Annotated in this window: 15 protein-coding genes; 13 read left to right on the plus strand and 2 right to left on the minus strand. The window is 39.5% G+C overall.

What is annotated here, in order from left to right:
• Positions 1 to 5: 5 nt before the first annotated feature.
• The 13 genes from nuoH (at position 6) to FHX64_RS05045 (ending at position 13,301) form a co-directional block, all read left to right on the plus strand.
• Complete coding sequence (nuoH, locus tag FHX64_RS04985) at positions 6 to 1,094, plus strand: NADH-quinone oxidoreductase subunit NuoH (protein WP_183413530.1); 1,089 nt, start codon at positions 6 to 8, stop codon at positions 1,092 to 1,094.
• A 111-nt stretch (positions 1,095 to 1,205) separates the two neighbouring features.
• Positions 1,206 to 1,709: a 4Fe-4S binding protein gene (locus tag FHX64_RS04990; RefSeq protein ID WP_183412705.1), complete on the plus strand. Its 504-nt coding sequence runs from the start codon at positions 1,206 to 1,208 to the stop codon at positions 1,707 to 1,709.
• A complete protein-coding gene (locus tag FHX64_RS04995) occupies positions 1,706 to 2,248 on the plus strand; it encodes an NADH-quinone oxidoreductase subunit J family protein (protein ID WP_183412706.1) in 543 nt (180 codons plus the stop codon). Before FHX64_RS04990 ends, FHX64_RS04995 begins: the two co-directional genes overlap by 4 nt.
• 11 nt (positions 2,249 to 2,259) lie before the next feature.
• Positions 2,260 to 2,574, plus strand: a complete 315-nt coding sequence (gene nuoK / locus FHX64_RS05000) for an NADH-quinone oxidoreductase subunit NuoK (protein WP_183412707.1) — start codon at positions 2,260 to 2,262, stop codon at positions 2,572 to 2,574.
• Positions 2,575 to 2,576: 2 nt separating this feature from the next.
• Entirely contained in the window at positions 2,577 to 4,514 is a 1,938-nt protein-coding gene (nuoL, locus tag FHX64_RS05005; protein ID WP_183412708.1) for an NADH-quinone oxidoreductase subunit L, read from the plus strand.
• A gap of 6 nt (positions 4,515 to 4,520) precedes the next feature.
• The gene (locus FHX64_RS05010; protein ID WP_183412709.1) at positions 4,521 to 6,017 is read left to right on the plus strand and encodes a complex I subunit 4 family protein; all 1,497 of its coding nucleotides are present in this window, start codon (positions 4,521 to 4,523) and stop codon (positions 6,015 to 6,017) included.
• A 54-nt stretch (positions 6,018 to 6,071) separates the two neighbouring features.
• Positions 6,072 to 7,475 carry an NADH-quinone oxidoreductase subunit N gene (locus tag FHX64_RS05015; RefSeq protein WP_183412710.1) on the plus strand — a complete coding sequence of 468 codons (1,404 nt, stop codon included), beginning with the start codon at positions 6,072 to 6,074 and terminating at the stop codon, positions 7,473 to 7,475.
• Positions 7,476 to 7,955: 480 nt separating this feature from the next.
• On the plus strand, positions 7,956 to 8,609 hold the full coding sequence (gene upp, locus FHX64_RS05020) for a uracil phosphoribosyltransferase (RefSeq protein ID WP_183412711.1): 654 nt from the start codon (positions 7,956 to 7,958) through the stop codon (positions 8,607 to 8,609).
• A gap of 14 nt (positions 8,610 to 8,623) precedes the next feature.
• Positions 8,624 to 9,022 carry a VanZ family protein gene (locus tag FHX64_RS05025; protein WP_183412712.1) on the plus strand — a complete coding sequence of 133 codons (399 nt, stop codon included), beginning with the start codon at positions 8,624 to 8,626 and terminating at the stop codon, positions 9,020 to 9,022.
• Positions 9,019 to 10,131, plus strand: a complete 1,113-nt coding sequence (gene dprA / locus FHX64_RS05030) for a DNA-processing protein DprA (protein ID WP_183412713.1) — start codon at positions 9,019 to 9,021, stop codon at positions 10,129 to 10,131. The genes FHX64_RS05025 and dprA overlap by 4 nt, the downstream gene beginning before the upstream one ends.
• A gap of 141 nt (positions 10,132 to 10,272) precedes the next feature.
• On the plus strand, positions 10,273 to 10,848 hold the full coding sequence (locus tag FHX64_RS05035; RefSeq protein WP_183412714.1) for a helix-turn-helix domain-containing protein: 576 nt from the start codon (positions 10,273 to 10,275) through the stop codon (positions 10,846 to 10,848).
• 23 nt (positions 10,849 to 10,871) lie between these two features.
• The gene (locus FHX64_RS05040; RefSeq protein WP_183412715.1) at positions 10,872 to 11,645 is read left to right on the plus strand and encodes a creatininase family protein; all 774 of its coding nucleotides are present in this window, start codon (positions 10,872 to 10,874) and stop codon (positions 11,643 to 11,645) included.
• A 3-nt stretch (positions 11,646 to 11,648) separates the two neighbouring features.
• Positions 11,649 to 13,301, plus strand: coding sequence for an AMP-binding protein (locus FHX64_RS05045; RefSeq protein WP_183412716.1), 1,653 nt, complete (start codon positions 11,649 to 11,651; stop codon positions 13,299 to 13,301).
• Between the two features lie 5 nt (positions 13,302 to 13,306).
• Here FHX64_RS05045 and recQ read toward each other — a convergent pair whose 3' ends face one another.
• On the minus strand, positions 13,307 to 15,493 hold the full coding sequence (gene recQ / locus FHX64_RS05050) for a DNA helicase RecQ (RefSeq protein WP_183412717.1): 2,187 nt from the start codon (positions 15,491 to 15,493) through the stop codon (positions 13,307 to 13,309).
• A gap of 424 nt (positions 15,494 to 15,917) precedes the next feature.
• Positions 15,918 to 17,147 (minus strand): ATP-dependent Clp protease ATP-binding subunit ClpX, encoded by a 1,230-nt coding sequence (gene clpX, locus FHX64_RS05055; RefSeq protein WP_183412718.1) that lies wholly within the window; start codon positions 17,145 to 17,147, stop codon positions 15,918 to 15,920.
• Positions 17,148 to 17,154 lie beyond the last annotated feature (7 nt).

Consider the following 17,154-nt stretch of genomic DNA (forward strand, 5'->3'; position numbering starts at 1 on the left):
TTTCAATGATTCAGTTTACAGATATTACAGCTTGGATTCACACCCTTTTGCTGAGTGTTATGTCTCCAACGTGGACATATGTTGTTGAATTAATATTATCCGGTGTGACTGCATTGGTAGTATTGTTAGTTTGTGTTATCATCATGGTATACATGGAACGCAAAGTAGCTGGGTTCATGCAGCTTCGCTGGGGTCCAAATCGGGTTGGTCCTTATGGACTTTTTCAAGTTATTGCCGATGTCATCAAACTTTTATTGAAAGAAAGTTTTTCGCCAAATCGAGCGGATAAAATCATGTTCAATATTGCTCCTGCATTGGCGTTATGTGTTTCTCTGATGGCTTTAGCCCCGATATCGTGGGCGCCTGGGTTAACCATGTGGGATACTAATATAGGAGTCTTGTTCATTACTGCTATTTCTTCGATGGGTGTCATCGGAATTATGATGGCCGGATGGTCAAGTAACAATAAATACTCATTACTTGGCGCTATGCGAAGCGGAGCTCAAATTGTCAGTTATGAGCTTTCGGCCGGTTTATCCATTGTAACTGCCGTAGCTCTTGCTGGCACACTGTCAACAAATGGCATCATCGCATCCCAAGCCAATGGGTGGTGGATCATTAAAGGACAAATTCCTGCGATTATCGCATTTCTGGTTTACATTATAGCGAGTACAGCCGAATGTAACCGAGCACCATTCGATTTAGCAGAAGCAGAATCAGAGCTTACAGCAGGTTATCATACCGAATATGCCGGTATGCAATTTGGTATTTTCTACTTGAATGAATACATCAACATGGCAGTTGTTGCAATTATAGCTTCTACCCTGTTCCTCGGTGGTTGGATGCCATTCCACTTGCCATTTGATTATCCTATTGTACAAACGTTTAACCATATAATGGACTTTATTCCCACATGGATATGGTTCTTTGGAAAAATGTTCCTAGTCATTTTCTTTATGATGTGGTTCCGTTGGACATTCCCTCGCTTACGGATTGACCAATTGTTGAAGCTGGAGTGGAAATATTTGTTGCCCATTAGTATTGTCAACTTACTGTTTGCCGCATTAATTATCATATTACATTGGCATCTGTAATTTTTTGTCTGTAATATCAAATGAGGCAAATGAATAAATAGATTGAATAAAGCATACCCGTTTGAAACCGGGAACTTTCTTCAGACTCGAATAATAAATTAATAACAAAAGATGAGAGCACTTTTCAACTATATTAAGGAGGTTGTTTATGCCTTCGTGTCGTTGGCCAAAGGGTTATTATTGACTCTTCGCTACTTTGTCACCATCAAGAAAGTGAACATCACCGAAGAGTATCCCGACAACAGAACAACTACAATTAGCGTCAAAGAGAGATTTTATGGCGAAGTTGTTTTGACGCACGACGAAAACAACGAACATAAGTGCACAGCTTGTACATTGTGCCAAATTGCATGTCCCAATAATTCAATTCAGATTATTTCAAAACAAGTTGAAACAGAAGATGGAAAAAAGAAACGTGTTTTGGACAAATGGATTTATCACCTGGATATGTGTACTTTTTGCTATCAATGTATTGATGCTTGCCCACAAGATGCCATTGAAATGAAAAATTCATTTGAATTAAGCGTTTATGATCGCAGCAAGTTAGTTCGTCAATTGAATCGTCCTGGTTCTAAATTAAAAGAAAAACCGACCGTTAAAGAGCAACAATCATGAATGCATCCACAGTAATATTTTATGTTTTGGCCATTTTAGTGCTCACTTTCGGAGCAATGACCGTTTTTACGCGCAAAATTTTCAGAGCTGCCATTTATTTGTTGTTTTCGCTTATTAGTGTTGCTGGCATCTATTTGCTATGGGGAATGGATTTTGTCGCTGCGTTACAAATCATTATCTATGTAGGAGGTATAGTAGTATTAATCATTTTCTCTATTTTACTAACGCAACGTGCAGGAGACAAACTGCCACCTCCAATTAAGAGTAGGCTTCTCGGTGCAGGAATTTTATCCGTTGCGGGATTAGGCTTTACTTCATGGATAGTGTATAATTATCTGTTTACATCATCTAACTTGCCCGCCATTGAACCTTCCGTTCATAATATAGGAAAGCAGATGCTAAACTATACTCAATTTGGATACGTATTTCCATTTGAAGTCATCAACATCTTATTGCTGGCAGCATTAGTTGGAAGTATAGTGATTGCTATGAAGAAAAAAGAGGAAAAATCAACTAACGATACCAATCAAACCAAATAAATAAACAGAATATGGAACAAGTTCCTTTATCACATGTTCTTATTTTAAGTTCTGCTCTTTTCTTTCTGGGGGTTTACGGATTTTTTTCACGTCGTAACATGATTACGATGCTTATGTCCATTGAACTTATATTGAACAGTGTCAACATTAATTTTATAGCGTTCAACAAATATCTGTTCCCGCATCAACTGGAAGGTGTATTTTTCACCATGTTCATTATCACAGTAGCTGCGGCTGAAGTATCAATATCGATTGCTATTATTATAAATCTGTATCGTCGATTCAAAACCATTGACATTGAAGATACGACAACGATGAAGTATTAAATATGAACAGTTACGATTTATCATCCTTATTAATTGTGGGGTTGCCTTTGCTGAGTTTTACCCTGATTATTTTACTCAGCAAACGAATGAAGCCTGGTATCGCTGGGCTCATTGGCACACTTACACTTGCCACAACGGCTATTTTGGCTTTTTATGTTGCCGCAGGTTATTTCTTTGGATTTGGACCAGAAGCCGGTTCATATGTACATCATATTGCTTTGCAGTTTCAATGGCTAAAATTCTCAGATAATCTTTCCATCGATTTGGGTATCGTGCTTGATCCTATTTCCGTAACACTCTTATTAGTCATTACCATCGTGTCAACGATGGTGCATCTGTACAGTCTGAACTATATGCATGGCGAGGAATATTTCGCCCGTTATTATGCATATCTTTCCCTCTTTACTTTTTCAATGATAGGGTTGGTTGTAGCTGTCAACATTTTCCAAATGTATATATTTTGGGAATTGGTTGGTGTATCATCCTTTTTACTGATTGGATTCTATTTTACCAAACCATCAGCAATCGCAGCAGCGAAGAAAGCATTTATAGTAACGCGTTTTGCCGATTTAGGGTTTCTAATTGGGATTTTGATATTAAGCCATGGGGCAAAAACACTTGACTTCTTTGTAATGATTCAACGTCTTACTGAAGCCGGATCACCATATCTTGCCCACTTTACCGCTACTTCGTTCATGGGATTATCCACCCTGACATGGGCTTTACTTCTTGTGTTCATGGGAGGCGCCGGAAAATCGGCTATGTTTCCGTTACATATCTGGCTGCCCGATGCAATGGAAGGCCCAACACCTGTGTCGGCTTTGATCCATGCAGCCACGATGGTTGTTGCCGGTGTTTATTTGGTTGCCCGTTTATTCCCTATTTACGCTATATCAGCTCCTGATGCGCTGCATATCATAGCCTATATCGGAGCTTTTACGGCTCTTTTTGCGGCAATTATCGCGTGTACACAAACTGATATTAAACGGGTGCTGGCCTACTCCACTATTTCTCAGATTGCCTATATGATGTTTGCGCTGGGTGTTGCCGGATGGAGTGAAGGACAAACAGAAGGCTTTACTGCCTCAATTTTTCACCTTTTTACGCATGCCTTCTTTAAAGCTTTATTGTTCTTAGGTGCGGGTGCTATCATCCACGCTATAAATAGTAACGAAATGGAAGATATGGGTGGCTTGAGGAAGGCTCTGCCTATCACACATATTACTTTCCTTGTGGCATGTTTATCCATTTCCGGTATTCCTCCTTTTTCCGGTTTTTTCAGTAAAGAAGCAATTTTGTCAGCAGCATCTCATAGCAATCCTTTAGTATATTACATTGGAGTATTCACCAGCGGACTGACTGCATTCTATATGTTCAGGCTTTACTTCCGGATTTTCTGGTATAAACCGGTAAGTGATCATCATAATCACGAAAAACATACATGGGCAATGAATACGGCTCTCCTCGTGTTAGTACTTGGCGCCGCTTTTGCAGGTCTCATTCCATTCGGATCATTTGTAAGTGCAACAGGAGCTCCGATTATACTGCCTTTCCATCCTGCATTCTCTGTATTGCCTGTTTCTCTGGGATTGCTTGGAATCATCCTCGCTTATCTCTTCTTTTATAAGGAATCCGACAAAGCAGAAAAAGCAGTTGGCTATTTCAAAGGATTTTATCAGGTAGCTTACCACAAATTCTATATCGACGAGATTTATTTATTTGTCACCAAAAAAATTATTTTCAATTTGGTTGGGCGACCTGCCGCTTGGTTTGACCGCACAGTAGTCAATGGCATTTTAATTAATGGGACAGCTACTGTAACCGAGGTTACTTCAAAAACCATCAAGCCGATGCAATCAGGGAAAGTTCAGGAATATGCCATGTATTTTCTGGGTGGCGCGCTTCTTCTTGTCGCTTTATTATTCATTCAATTTATGTAATCAACAATGGATATCGTACAATTATTAATTATTCTACCGATTGTAACTTTACTCGGGATGATTGTGGCTAAAAAAGAGCTGCATATTAAAAGTGTAGCTTTAGCCGGGAGTTCCCTCCAATTAATTCTAGCCATTATACTAACTACCTTGTATGTGCAGATGCGTCAGGCAGGGGCTATTGCTCCTTATTTGTTTCAAAGTAGTTATGTGTGGTTTGCACCGTTGAAGATTTATTTCACATCGGGTATTGACGGCATCTCATTGGTGATGATTTTAATGACAGCTTTGGTTGTACTTTCCGGAGTACTGGTTTCCTGGAAGATCAACAAACAGGTAAAAGAATTTTTCTTTCTGCTCATCCTGTTGAGTTTAAGTGCATACGGATTCTTCATGACAACGAATCTTTTTGCCATGTTCTTCTTCCTCGAACTGGCTGTTATTCCAAAATTCCTGTTGATCGGGATGTGGGGTAGCGGACGAAAAGAATACAGTTCAATGAAACTAGCTTTGATGCTAATGGCAGGTTCTGCACTGGTTTTTCTGGGCATGATCGGGTTGTTCTATGAATCAGGAATGCAATCCTGGGACATTCAGGATATAGCCAGGCTCAATATTCCTATTGCAACCCAACGTGTGCTCTATTTATTGCTGTTTACAGGATTTGGAGTTTTCACAGCCATGTTCCCGTTCCATACATGGGCACCTGACGGACACTCATCGGCACCAACAGCTGCCTCAATGTTCCTGGCCGGTATTTCCATGAAACTTGGAGGTTATGGCTGTTTACGGGTAGCCACATATTTATTACCGGGCGCTGCACAGGAACTTTCATGGATATTTATCATCCTGGCATCCATTGCCATTATTTACGGAGCTTTTGCTACTATGATGCAAAAGGATCTCAAGTATATGAACGCATATTCGTCCGTAAGTCACGTAGGATTTATCATACTTGGTATTGCCATGCTGACCAAGGTTGCCATCACAGGGGCAGTCATGCAAATGGTATCGCACGGTATTATGACAGCACTTTTCTTTGCTGCTATCGGCATGATTTACGACCGGGCACATACACGACAAGCGAATGAACTGGGGGGGATGTTGAAACAAATTCCTTTTATTGGTGCTGCTTTCATTGTTTCAGGGTTAACTTCCCTCGGATTGCCTGGTTTTAGCGGGTTCGTTTCGGAAATGACAATTTTTGTAGGATCATGGGAACATGCCGGTATATTTTATCGGGTTGCCACCATTTTAGCAGCAGCGTCGATTGTGGTAACAGCCGTTTACATTTTGCGTGCAGTTGGATTTGCCATCTGGGGATCTATCACCAATAAAGAATTTTTGAAATTGAAAGATGCTACATGGAGTGAAAGAACAGCCACCGTGCTTTTAGTACTTGGCATTTTACTTATTGGTCTTGCTCCATTCCTGTTTGTACGGTTGATCGATATGGATACTACCACGATTTATCAAAAACTGATTTCGGGAGTGCTTGTTCACTGATCAAAAACAAATCCTGTTATCATCCCAATTATAACATCGTAAACACATAAATAAATGGATAACGTTTTATTATTTCGTTTTGAGATTGTCATCGCGGTTTTGATTTTAGCGCTTTTAGTGATGTCGCTACGTGATTTCAACACGAAAGTAACTGCTTTTCTAGGCACGATGAATATCCTGTTGCTGGTAAACTTCTTAGCCGGTTGGTTACCCATGGCTACCGGAAGTTATTTCTCAGGATTTTTCAGAACAACCGATCTGATTGTTTTCGAAAAAAACATCCTGAATCTGGGCATCTTGTTGATTTCGCTCACTTCTTACCAATGGCTCAAACAATCGGAACATCGTCTTGAATTCTATTTTCTGATGCTCAGTAGTATCATGGGCGTGTTTGTCATGCTATCGAGCGGGCATATCTTAATGCTTTACCTGGGAGTTGAAATGTCAACAATTCCTATTGCTGCCATGTCGAATTTCAATCTCAACGAAAAACGTTCGTCTGAAGCTGGGTTGAAACTCATTCTGTCATCAGCATTTTCTACTGGTATTATGCTGTTCGGTATTTCATTACTCTATGGAGCCGTTGGCAATTTAAGTTTTGACTCTGTGATTGCTAATTTGCATCCTGACATGCTGACGATTTTTGCATTCACCTTTATCCTGGCTGGATTTGCTTTCAAAATGTCAATTGTACCATTTCATCTCTGGACTGCCGATGTTTACGAAGGTTCCCCTATTGCCGTCACCAATTTTCTTTCGGTTATCAGTAAAGGTTCGGTAGTATTCGTATTTCTTACCATCTTATATCATCTTTTCGGTGGATTAAAAGAAGAATGGCTATATGCCATCAGTATCCTGTCCATTTTGAGTATGACCATAGGGAACTTGTTTGCCATGCGTCAACAAAATGCAAAACGATTCCTTGCATTCTCATCTATTTCTCAGGTGGGATTTGTACTTGTAGGTGTGGCTGGAGCATCTGTCATGGGATCGACTTCCGTTGTCTATTTTATCCTGATCTATTTGCTCAGCAACATTGCCGCTTTCGGGGTAATCAGTGCTATGGCCGATACGACTGGCTCCGAATCGCTGCAATCGTTCAAGGGACTCTATAAATCGAATCCTTTTTATGCTCTGTTTATGGTAGTTGCTCTCTTCTCGCTGGCAGGCGTGCCTCCTGTAGCCGGATTTTTCGGGAAACTCTTCCTGCTGACTTCGGGGATGAATAGCAAACTCTACGTCCTGCTGGGTTTTGCAGGAGCCAACCTGGTGCTATCCCTTTACAATTATTTGAGAGTTGTGAAATATATGTTCATCGATGAAGCTATTGAAACCATACCGCCGATGAAGCGCAACCGTCAACTAACGATCGCATTGGTAGTCTGTACGATTGGTCTTCTTGCTATCGGATTCATTCCTGAACTCTACCAATACATCAGTCAAATTTGCACAATGTAATATATCCGTTTAATTGTGAACAAAACGAGCCTTCGGAGAACTCCGGAGGCTCGTTTTATTTGTTCTTGAGAGTCATCAAATAAACCACATGACAATCCAGAAAAAAATGCGTACATCGTATTTACTCTAAACACAAGTCTGCTTTCTGACTAAATCTTGCTGCTCCGCTTCAAATCGGATGCTTAGAAAAAATATTTTTCTAAGCACAAAATTCAGATTCCATTGCTTACTCTTTTTTCTATCTTCTGGAACAAGTATCGTTTTCATTTCAAAACTACAGCTAATTTGTTATATGACAATGAAAAAAAGCCCAACAAAGGCATTTGAAGTTCCCTATTTATTGTTGGTCATACGAAGTCAAGTCACAATGTTGACGTTGAGACAGAAACCAAACAAATTGCATGACAATCTATGGAAAAACATCGCCTCTTCATTTGGAAGACATCGTTTTATTTTGTTATTTTGCAAAAATTATCTCTTATGACAATACACAACCTATCCGAACAAAACTCACTGCTGAATCAGTTTTTGAAAGAAATACGCCATGTTGACATTCAAACCGATAGAATGCGGTTCCGTCATAATATTGAACGTATTGGAGAAGTAATGGCTTACGAAATCAGTAAAACTCTCGCTTATCGAAACGAAGATATTCCAACTCCCCTAGGAACAATCAACATGCCGGTTTCAGGAGAATCTATTGTTTTGGGAACTATTTTACGCGCCGGGCTCCCCTTTCACAACGGGTTCTTACATTATTTCGACCATGCCGAAAATGCTTTTGTATCAGCTTATCGAAAATATAAGGATGCATTGAAATTCGATATCTTCATTGAATACATTGCATCCCCTTCCATCACTGAAAAGACATTGATTATTACCGATCCGATGCTGGCTACAGGCAGCTCTATGGAGTTGGCCATTGGAGCTCTGCTAACAAAAGGAACTCCTGCACATATTCATATTGCCACCATCATTTCAAGCCAACCAGCTATCGATTATGTACAAGCACATATGGAGAATACAAATATTACCCTGTGGACAGCTGCTATTGACCCTGCGTTAAACGAGCATTCATACATTATTCCAGGATTAGGCGATGCTGGCGATCTCGCTTACGGAGAAAAACTATAAATCACTAATTTTTTATGCTACTATTCTTCAAAAGATACTGGAAGACTATCATAGTACTCCTTGTCATATTTTATTTGTCGGCTGCTCCAGCTTCAACGTTTGCGGGCATTCCCTCATTCCCCAACGAAGATAAGCTGGTACATTTCATGATGTATTTCGGTTTTGCCCTGATGCTGTTTTGGGAATATTCCTCAACCTATGGCATTTCTGTGATTCATCAGACAAAGACCGTCTTGCTTATCATCGGAATACCCGCGATCTGGGGAGGCAGCATGGAGTTATTCCAGTTGTTTTTCACCACTACCCGCGATGCTGAATGGCTGGACGAATTAGCAGACGCCATAGGGGCAACTGCCGGTTATTTCATAGGCAGGTGGTTGTTGGCTATTTATTATAATCATAAAGCCAGATGAACGAATCCTCCCTGCGCTACTATATCGGATTAACGCTGATAAAAGGGATTGGTCCCATATTGGCAAAAAATCTGATTGCTTTCTTAGGAAGTGCAGAAGCCGTATTCAAAGAAAAAGCGTCCACTCTGGAAAAAATACCTGGTATAGGTACGATACTGGCAACCATCATTGCTGACCAGGCGTCCACTGCATTAGCCTTAGCGGATAAAGAACTTGAATACATACATGCACATCATATCCGGCCTTTAATCTTTTCAGAGCAAGACTATCCATTTCGGCTAAAAGAATGTGACGACTCACCTATTGTGCTCTATTATGATGGCACTATCAATTTGAATGACGGCCATTTTATTGCTTTTGTCGGCACACGAATGCCAACTGACTATGGCAAAAGTTGGTGTACGTCTATGATTGAAGAACTGGCACAAAAACTTTCCAATATTATAATTGTCAGTGGGTTGGCGTATGGAATTGACATTACGGCACATAAAGTAGCCTTGAAAAACGAAATCCCCACCATTGGTGTGGTAGCTCATGGATTAGATCGTATCTACCCTGCAACACATACTCCCATTGGCAATAAAATGGCTAAAAATGGAGGTATTGTGAGTGAATATTCCACAGGCACAAATCCAGATAGACCTAATTTCGTGCAACGTAACCGCATTATAGCAGGATTGTCCGATGCAATTATCATTGTAGAATCAGCAGCACGGGGCGGAGCGTTATTAACCGCCGAAGCGGCCAATAGCTACAACCGTGATGTATTCGCTCTTCCTGGTCGTATTGGTGATATTCGTTCTGAAGGCTGCAACAACCTGATCAAAGAAAATAAAGCCATGCTAATTGGATCATCTACCGATTTACTCAATGCTATGAATTGGGAATCAAAAGATAACGTTTCAACTCAGCAAACGCTTTTTAGCGATTTAAACCAAGATGAACAGACAATACTGACGCTTTTGCGCAAAAGCGAAGGATTACAAATCAATCAACTTACAGTCCAAACTCAATGGCCTGTGGAGAAACTGTTTTCCATGTTGCTTGAAATGGAATTCAAAGGAATTATACGAGTACTACCGGGCAATGTATATAAGGCTGTTACGTAAAACATTTCTGTTTTTGTTATAAAAATCATTTTGTACCTTTGTTTTTCTTATAAAAATGATTGTTTTGGCAAGTAAAAGCATCATTTTTAAACCGCTAAAGAGTATAGTTTTATAAGCATTCTACTATTCATTTTAACACGCATGACAAACGAAACTTCTATTGGATCCAAGATCACTACCATCCGAGAAAGTAAACAACTCACAAAAGAGACATTAGCAGAACGTTCCGGTTTATCCGTTGAACAAGTTGAAGCCATCGAAAATAATAGTACAATCGCATCACTATATGTATTGCTAAAGATTGCAAGGGCCTTAGGAGTACGGTTGGGAACCTTTTTAGATGATACGACCAGCAATGAACCTATTATTGTTAGTAAGCAAGAAGCTAAACCGACTATTAGTTTCTCTACACAAAATACACCTAGCCAAGCCCATTTGAAATTTTATTCACTAGCAGGAGGAAAGGCTGATCGTCACCTCGAACCGTTTCTGATTGATGTGCTACCGGCAGAAGAACAAACGTTAAGTTCCTCATCCCATGAAGGAGAAGAATTTGTATATGTGATTTCGGGAAAAATTACAGTACGTTATGCACAAAATGTTTATAATCTTCAGGTTGGCGACAGCATTTATTACGATTCAATTGTCTCTCACCTGATTGTATCTGCTGTTGACGAACCAGCCAAAGTATTGGCAGTACTTTATACCCCCGCATGAGAACCTGAGAAAACAAATAAATAATGCCTACAACCACACTAAACATACTATCGTTACAAACCATACGGGATAAAAAGATTGACCTTCTTTTGTTACCTTGGGGTGCAACTGAGCCTCATAACTTGCATTTACCTTACGGGACAGATACTATCCTCAGCAATGACATAGCTGTGGAAGCCGCACAAAAAATTGTAAACAAAGGTGTGACAGCTATCATATTACCACCTGTGCCTTTTGGTTCCCAAAATCCGGGGCAAACAGGACAACCGTTGTGTATTCATGCCAGATATGAAACCCAAAAAGCAATTCTTTCGGATATTATTGCATCGATGAATCGACAACATTTCGACAAACTGGTCTTAATCAATGGTCATGGCGGCAATTCTTTCAAAAACATGATACGGGACTTGGCTGTCGATTTTCCTAAAATTACCATTGTGGTAGTAGACTGGTTTGCCATCGTTCCGCAATCATCTTATTTCGAAAATAAGGATGATCATGCCGGGGAAATGGAAACTTCTGTTATGCTCCATTTTCACCCAGAATGGGTATTACCACTGTCGCAAGCCGGAGATGGGATAGAAACTCCATTTAATATCGCTGCGCTAAACGAAAAAACAGGTTGGACACCCCGACATTGGAATCTCGCGACGTCTGATACAGGCATCGGCAATCCTAAAGCATCTACTGCAGAAAAAGGAGCCAAATATGTTGATGCAGTTACTGATAAAATTGCTATCTTACTAGAACAATTGGCCAAAAATGAATTATACCCCCATCCAAACAATGTCCTCTAACTCATGAATCAATTATCAGAAAAAACCATTGGAGAATGGCTTGAATACTGGGCAGAGAAAACTCCTGATAGAGAATGTATAGTCTATTCCGATCGTAATTTACGTTTTACATGGCAACAGTTTAACGAACGTGTGGATACATTGGCCAAAAGTATGATTTCACTCGGAATTAAAACAGGCGATCATGTAGGTGTATGGGCACAAAATGTTCCCGATTGGATGACGATTCTTTATGCTTCTGCAAAAATTGGAGCTATTACTGTTACGGTCAATACCAATTACAAGCAGCACGAATTGGAATACGTAATTAAAAATTCCGATATGCATACGCTTTTCCTAACCAATGGGACATTTGACACAGATTATATTGAGATGATTTACGGGCTGATACCCGAATTGAAAAGCTGTCAACGCGGATATCTGGTCAATGAGCGTTTCCCAAAACTACAAAACGTAGTGTATATCGGTCAAGAAAAATTCAGGGGAATGTATTCAACAGCCGAATTGTTGTTGCTTGGTAAAACCCAGGATGATCAACCTTTACTGGAAGCAAAAAAGGCAGTCAACTGCCACGATGTCACGAATATGCAATATACTTCAGGAACCACAGGATTCCCTAAAGGAGTAATGTTGACTCACTATAATATTGTAAATGACGGTTATATAACCGGCGAAAACATGGCTTTTACCGAAACCGACAAACTATGCATTTGTGTGCCTCTCTTTCATTGCTTTGGTATCGTTTTAGCAGGAATGAACTGTCTCACACATGGAAGCACGCAAGTTATGGTAGAACGGTTTGATCCATTAGTAGTTCTGGCATCAATTCATAAAGAGCGTTGCACTGCAGTGTATGGTGTTCCGACAATGTTTATTGCAGAACTGAATCATCCTATGTTCGACCTTTTCGATCTGACTTCATTAAGGACAGGCATCATGGCAGGTTCGCTTTGCCCTATTGAACTTATGAAACGGGTCTCAGAACAGATGCATATGACCATTACCAGTGTTTATGGACTGACCGAAAGTTCTCCGGGAATGACTCAAACTCGTATCACAGATTCGTTTGAAACCCGTTGTACAACGGTAGGACGAGACTATCCGTTTGTAGAAGTACAGGTCATTGACCCTGAAACCGGAAAAGAATGTCCTGTTGGTGTCCAGGGAGAATTATGCTGCAGAGGATTTAATGTGATGAAAGGTTATTATAAAAACCCGGAAGCCACGGCTGAAGTTATTGATCAAAAAGGATTTCTACATTCTGGCGACTTAGGAGTAAAAGATACCGATGGAAATTATCGGGTTACCGGACGCATTAAAGACATGATTATTAGAGGAGGAGAAAATATATACCCACGTGAGGTAGAAGAATTTCTTTATCAATTACCGAATATCCACGATGTTCAGGTTGTTGGCATTCCTTCCGAAAAATACGGAGAAGAAGTAGGAGCCTTTTTCATTCTCAAAGAGGGCACTAATCTCACAGAAGAAGAAATTCGGGATTTTTGCCGTGGAAAAATTTCACGTTACAAAATCCCGAAATATTATTTCTTTGTCGATCATTTTCCAATGACCGGCAGCGGTAAAATCCAAAAATATAAACTAAAAGATATTGGATTAAACCTGCTGAAAGAACAAGGGATTGATGTGATTTAATCACATCAGTTTCCCATTTCAGAAAGAAATTTGACACGAACAAGGCGTACTTCTTCTTCGCTGAAGTCTTCTTCTCCCAATTCATTCATAGCATCAGCCAGATCATCTGACTCGGCTTCACGAAAATATTCAACGATATCATTAATGTGATCGTCATCCATAATTTCGTGCAAAAAATAATCAATATTTATTTTCGTTCCCGAATAAACTATTGCTTCCACCTCATCCAAAAGTTCTTCAAAATCAAGTCCTTTTGACTCAGCTAAATCATCTAAAGCCACTTTCCGATCAATAGCCTGAATGATGGCTACTTTTAGTTTTGATTTGTTTGCAACTGTGCGAACACGCAAATCTTCAGGACGTTCAATTTCATTTTCAGTCACATGCCTTTTAATTAAAGCAACAAATGGTTCTCCATATCTTTTTGCTTTACCTGACCCAACACCCGGGACATTCTGAAGCTCGTCAATATTAATAGGATAAGTGGTCGCCATGGCTTCCAACGAAGGATCCTGAAATATTACATAAGGAGGGAGTCCAAACTGCTTTGAAAGCTTCTTTCTCAGATCAATCAACATTGAATATAAAGCAGGATCGACAGCGCTTGTCCCAGCACCTCGCATTGGCGCTTCTTCTTCATCTTCTTCAAAATCAGCATTTTTTACAACTAAAAATGAAGTAGGACTAGCCATATATTTTTTGCCTTTTGCTGTAATCTTGAGTAATCCGTAATTTTCAATGTCTTTTTCTAGGAAACCTGCTAACATCGCTTGACGAATAATAGCTTCCAAAAAATTCGCATCTTCATCCTGAACAGTTCCAAATTGCTCGATTTCATCATGATGATACGATTTAATATCTTCAGTTTCAACGCCTCGAAGCACATTGATTATATAATCCGATTTAAATTTCTCTTTTAGTAAATTAATCGTCTCCATAATCGACAACAATAAGTCCTGAGCTTCAATTTGTTTCTTAGGATGTAAACAGTTGTCACAACTCCCGCAATTTTCCTCCATATATTCTTCTCCAAAATAATGTAATAATACTTTTCTTCTACACACTGAAGTTTCAGCATAAGCTTGGGTTTCAAGCAATAATTGACGGCCAATTTCCTGCTCTGCTACCGGCTTTCCCTGCATGAATTTTTCTAATTTCTGTAAATCCTTGATTGAATAAAATGCAATACAAACACCTTCACCTCCATCACGCCCGGCACGTCCGGTTTCCTGATAATATCCTTCCAGACTTTTAGGAATTTCGTAATGTATCACAAAACGAACATCTGATTTGTCAATTCCCATTCCAAATGCAATTGTTGCAACAATTACCTGGGCCTTGTCCATTAAAAATTTATCCTGGTTTTCTGCTCTCACTGTACTATCCAAACCTGCATGGTAAGGTAATGCAGCTATCCCATTCACCTGTAAAGTCTCTGCTAACTCTTCTACTTTTTTCCGGCTTAGGCAATAAATAATCCCAGCTTTTTTGGGTTGAGTACGTATGAATTTAATAATTTCTTTATCGACCTCAGATGTTTTTGGCCTTACTTCATAATAAAGATTGGAGCGATTGAAGGATGATTTAAACAAGTTGGCATCCAACATACCCAAATTTTTCAGAATATCATGTTCCACCTTTGGAGTAGCACTAGCTGTCAAAGCAATAATAGGTGCAACCCCAATTTCATTGACAATAGAACGAATCCTGCGATATTCAGGGCGAAAATCATGACCCCATTCCGAAATACAGTGCGCTTCATCGACGGCATAAAAAGAGATTTTCAATTGACCCAAAAACTCAATGTTCTCATCCTTCGTCAAGGATTCAGGGGCGACATACAACATTTTTGTCTTACCAGACAGAATATCTTCTTTGACGGCATCAATAGAAGCTCGCGTTAACGATGAATTTAGGAAATGAGCAATCCCGTCTTCTGCACTTACACTCCTAATGACATCAACCTGATTTTTCATCAAAGCAATCAAAGGAGAAATAATAATTGCAGTGCCGGGCATAATTAAAGCCGGTAACTGATAACATAACGACTTTCCACCTCCTGTTGGCATTAACACAAAAGTATCTTTCCCGGCCAATAAATTTTGTATGATCGTTTCCTGATTCCCCTTGAACGTATCAAATCCAAAGTACTTTTTAAGTTGCTCCGTCAATTCGGAATGCTCTTTTACCATAAAAAATAAACAGTCAAATGATTTGTTTTCATGCAATTAAATTAGAAAATAAAACTACGATACATGGTGAAAGCAGACAATAAAATAAGTAATTTTCATCATGTGTATGTTTGTATTATTCTTAATTGATGCCTTGCAATGCATGTTATATGTCAACTTTACAAGATTTTTTTTGTCTACAGGTTTCCCAAAACAAATTTATAAACAAGTTTTGCAAACAACCTAATTTTTGAAGCAAAAAATCAGTAATTCATTCAAATATATAGAATTTGCTCCATAAAAAAAACACAAATCACACATTCTCTTTATGTTATGAAATCTCACACAACTGATGATAGCATGAAAAAACGCGAAATAGCACTCACAAAAGAACTATTCCGCGTTTTGTATCAGAAAAAACCTATATATTGCATTTAAAATCAAACTAAGCAGACAAAATTTTCAGACGCTCCATTTTTTCTTTTGCATACATCAAGGTAATGTGCAATTCTTTCTTGCGGGTAGATGGAATTTCGAACATAGCATCCATCATCACCGTTTCCACAATGGAACGAAGGCCTCTAGCACCCAGCTTGAATTCAATAGCTTTATCAACAATGTAATCCAATACCTCATCCTCAAACTGAAGATTGACATGATCCATCTCAAAGAGCTTTTTGTACTGTTTAATAATCGAATTTTTGGGCTCAGTCAAAATTTGCCGCAATGAATCCCTATTTAACGAATCCAAATAAGTCAATACTGGCAATCGTCCTATAATTTCAGGAATTAATCCAAATGATTTCAAATCCTGAGGCGTAATGTACTGTAATAAATTCGAACGGTCGATGGTCTGCATATCACGGGTAGAACTATACCCTACCACGTGAGTATTAAGACGTTGGGCTATTTTTTTTTCAATACCGTCAAAAGCACCTCCAACCATAAATAAAATATGCTGCGTGTTAACAGCAATCATCCGTTGTTCGGGATGCTTTCGGCCACCTTGGGGAGGAACATTGACGATAGACCCTTCCAAAAGTTTCAATAATCCCTGTTGAACACCTTCTCCGCTAACATCCCGTGTAATTGATGGATTATCCCCTTTACGAGCTATCTTGTCAATTTCATCAATAAACACAATACCACGTTCAGCAGCTTTCACATCGTAATCGGCCACCTGTAGCAGTCGGGTCAGGATACTTTCAATATCTTCTCCAACATAACCAGCCTCAGTAAAGACTGTCGCATCCACGATAGTAAAAGGAACATGTAACTGTCTGGCAATAGTTCGCGCCAACAGTGTTTTTCCTGTCCCGGTTGGACCAACCATAATGATGTTTGATTTTTCAATTTCCACATCATCTCCCAGATCTCGTTGCATCAATCTTTTGTAATGATTATATACGGCCACCGAAAGAAATTTCTTTGCTTCATCCTGACCGATTACATACTGATCAAGAAATGATTTGATTTCCTTAGGTTTAGGTAATGAATCATTTTGAAATTTCAAATCTGATGAGGGTTTCTTGGAAAATTCGAGCACAAGATCGTGAGCCATTTCGACACACTGTGTACAAATAGCGCCTTCCAATCCTGTAATCAACGATCCTACTTCCGATTCAGGTCGTCCGCACATAGAACAAAATCGATCGTGAACAATTCTTTTTGCCATATTAATA

This window comes from Microbacter margulisiae (genome assembly GCF_014192515.1).
Classification (GTDB): Bacteria; Bacteroidota; Bacteroidia; order Bacteroidales; family Paludibacteraceae; genus Microbacter; species Microbacter margulisiae.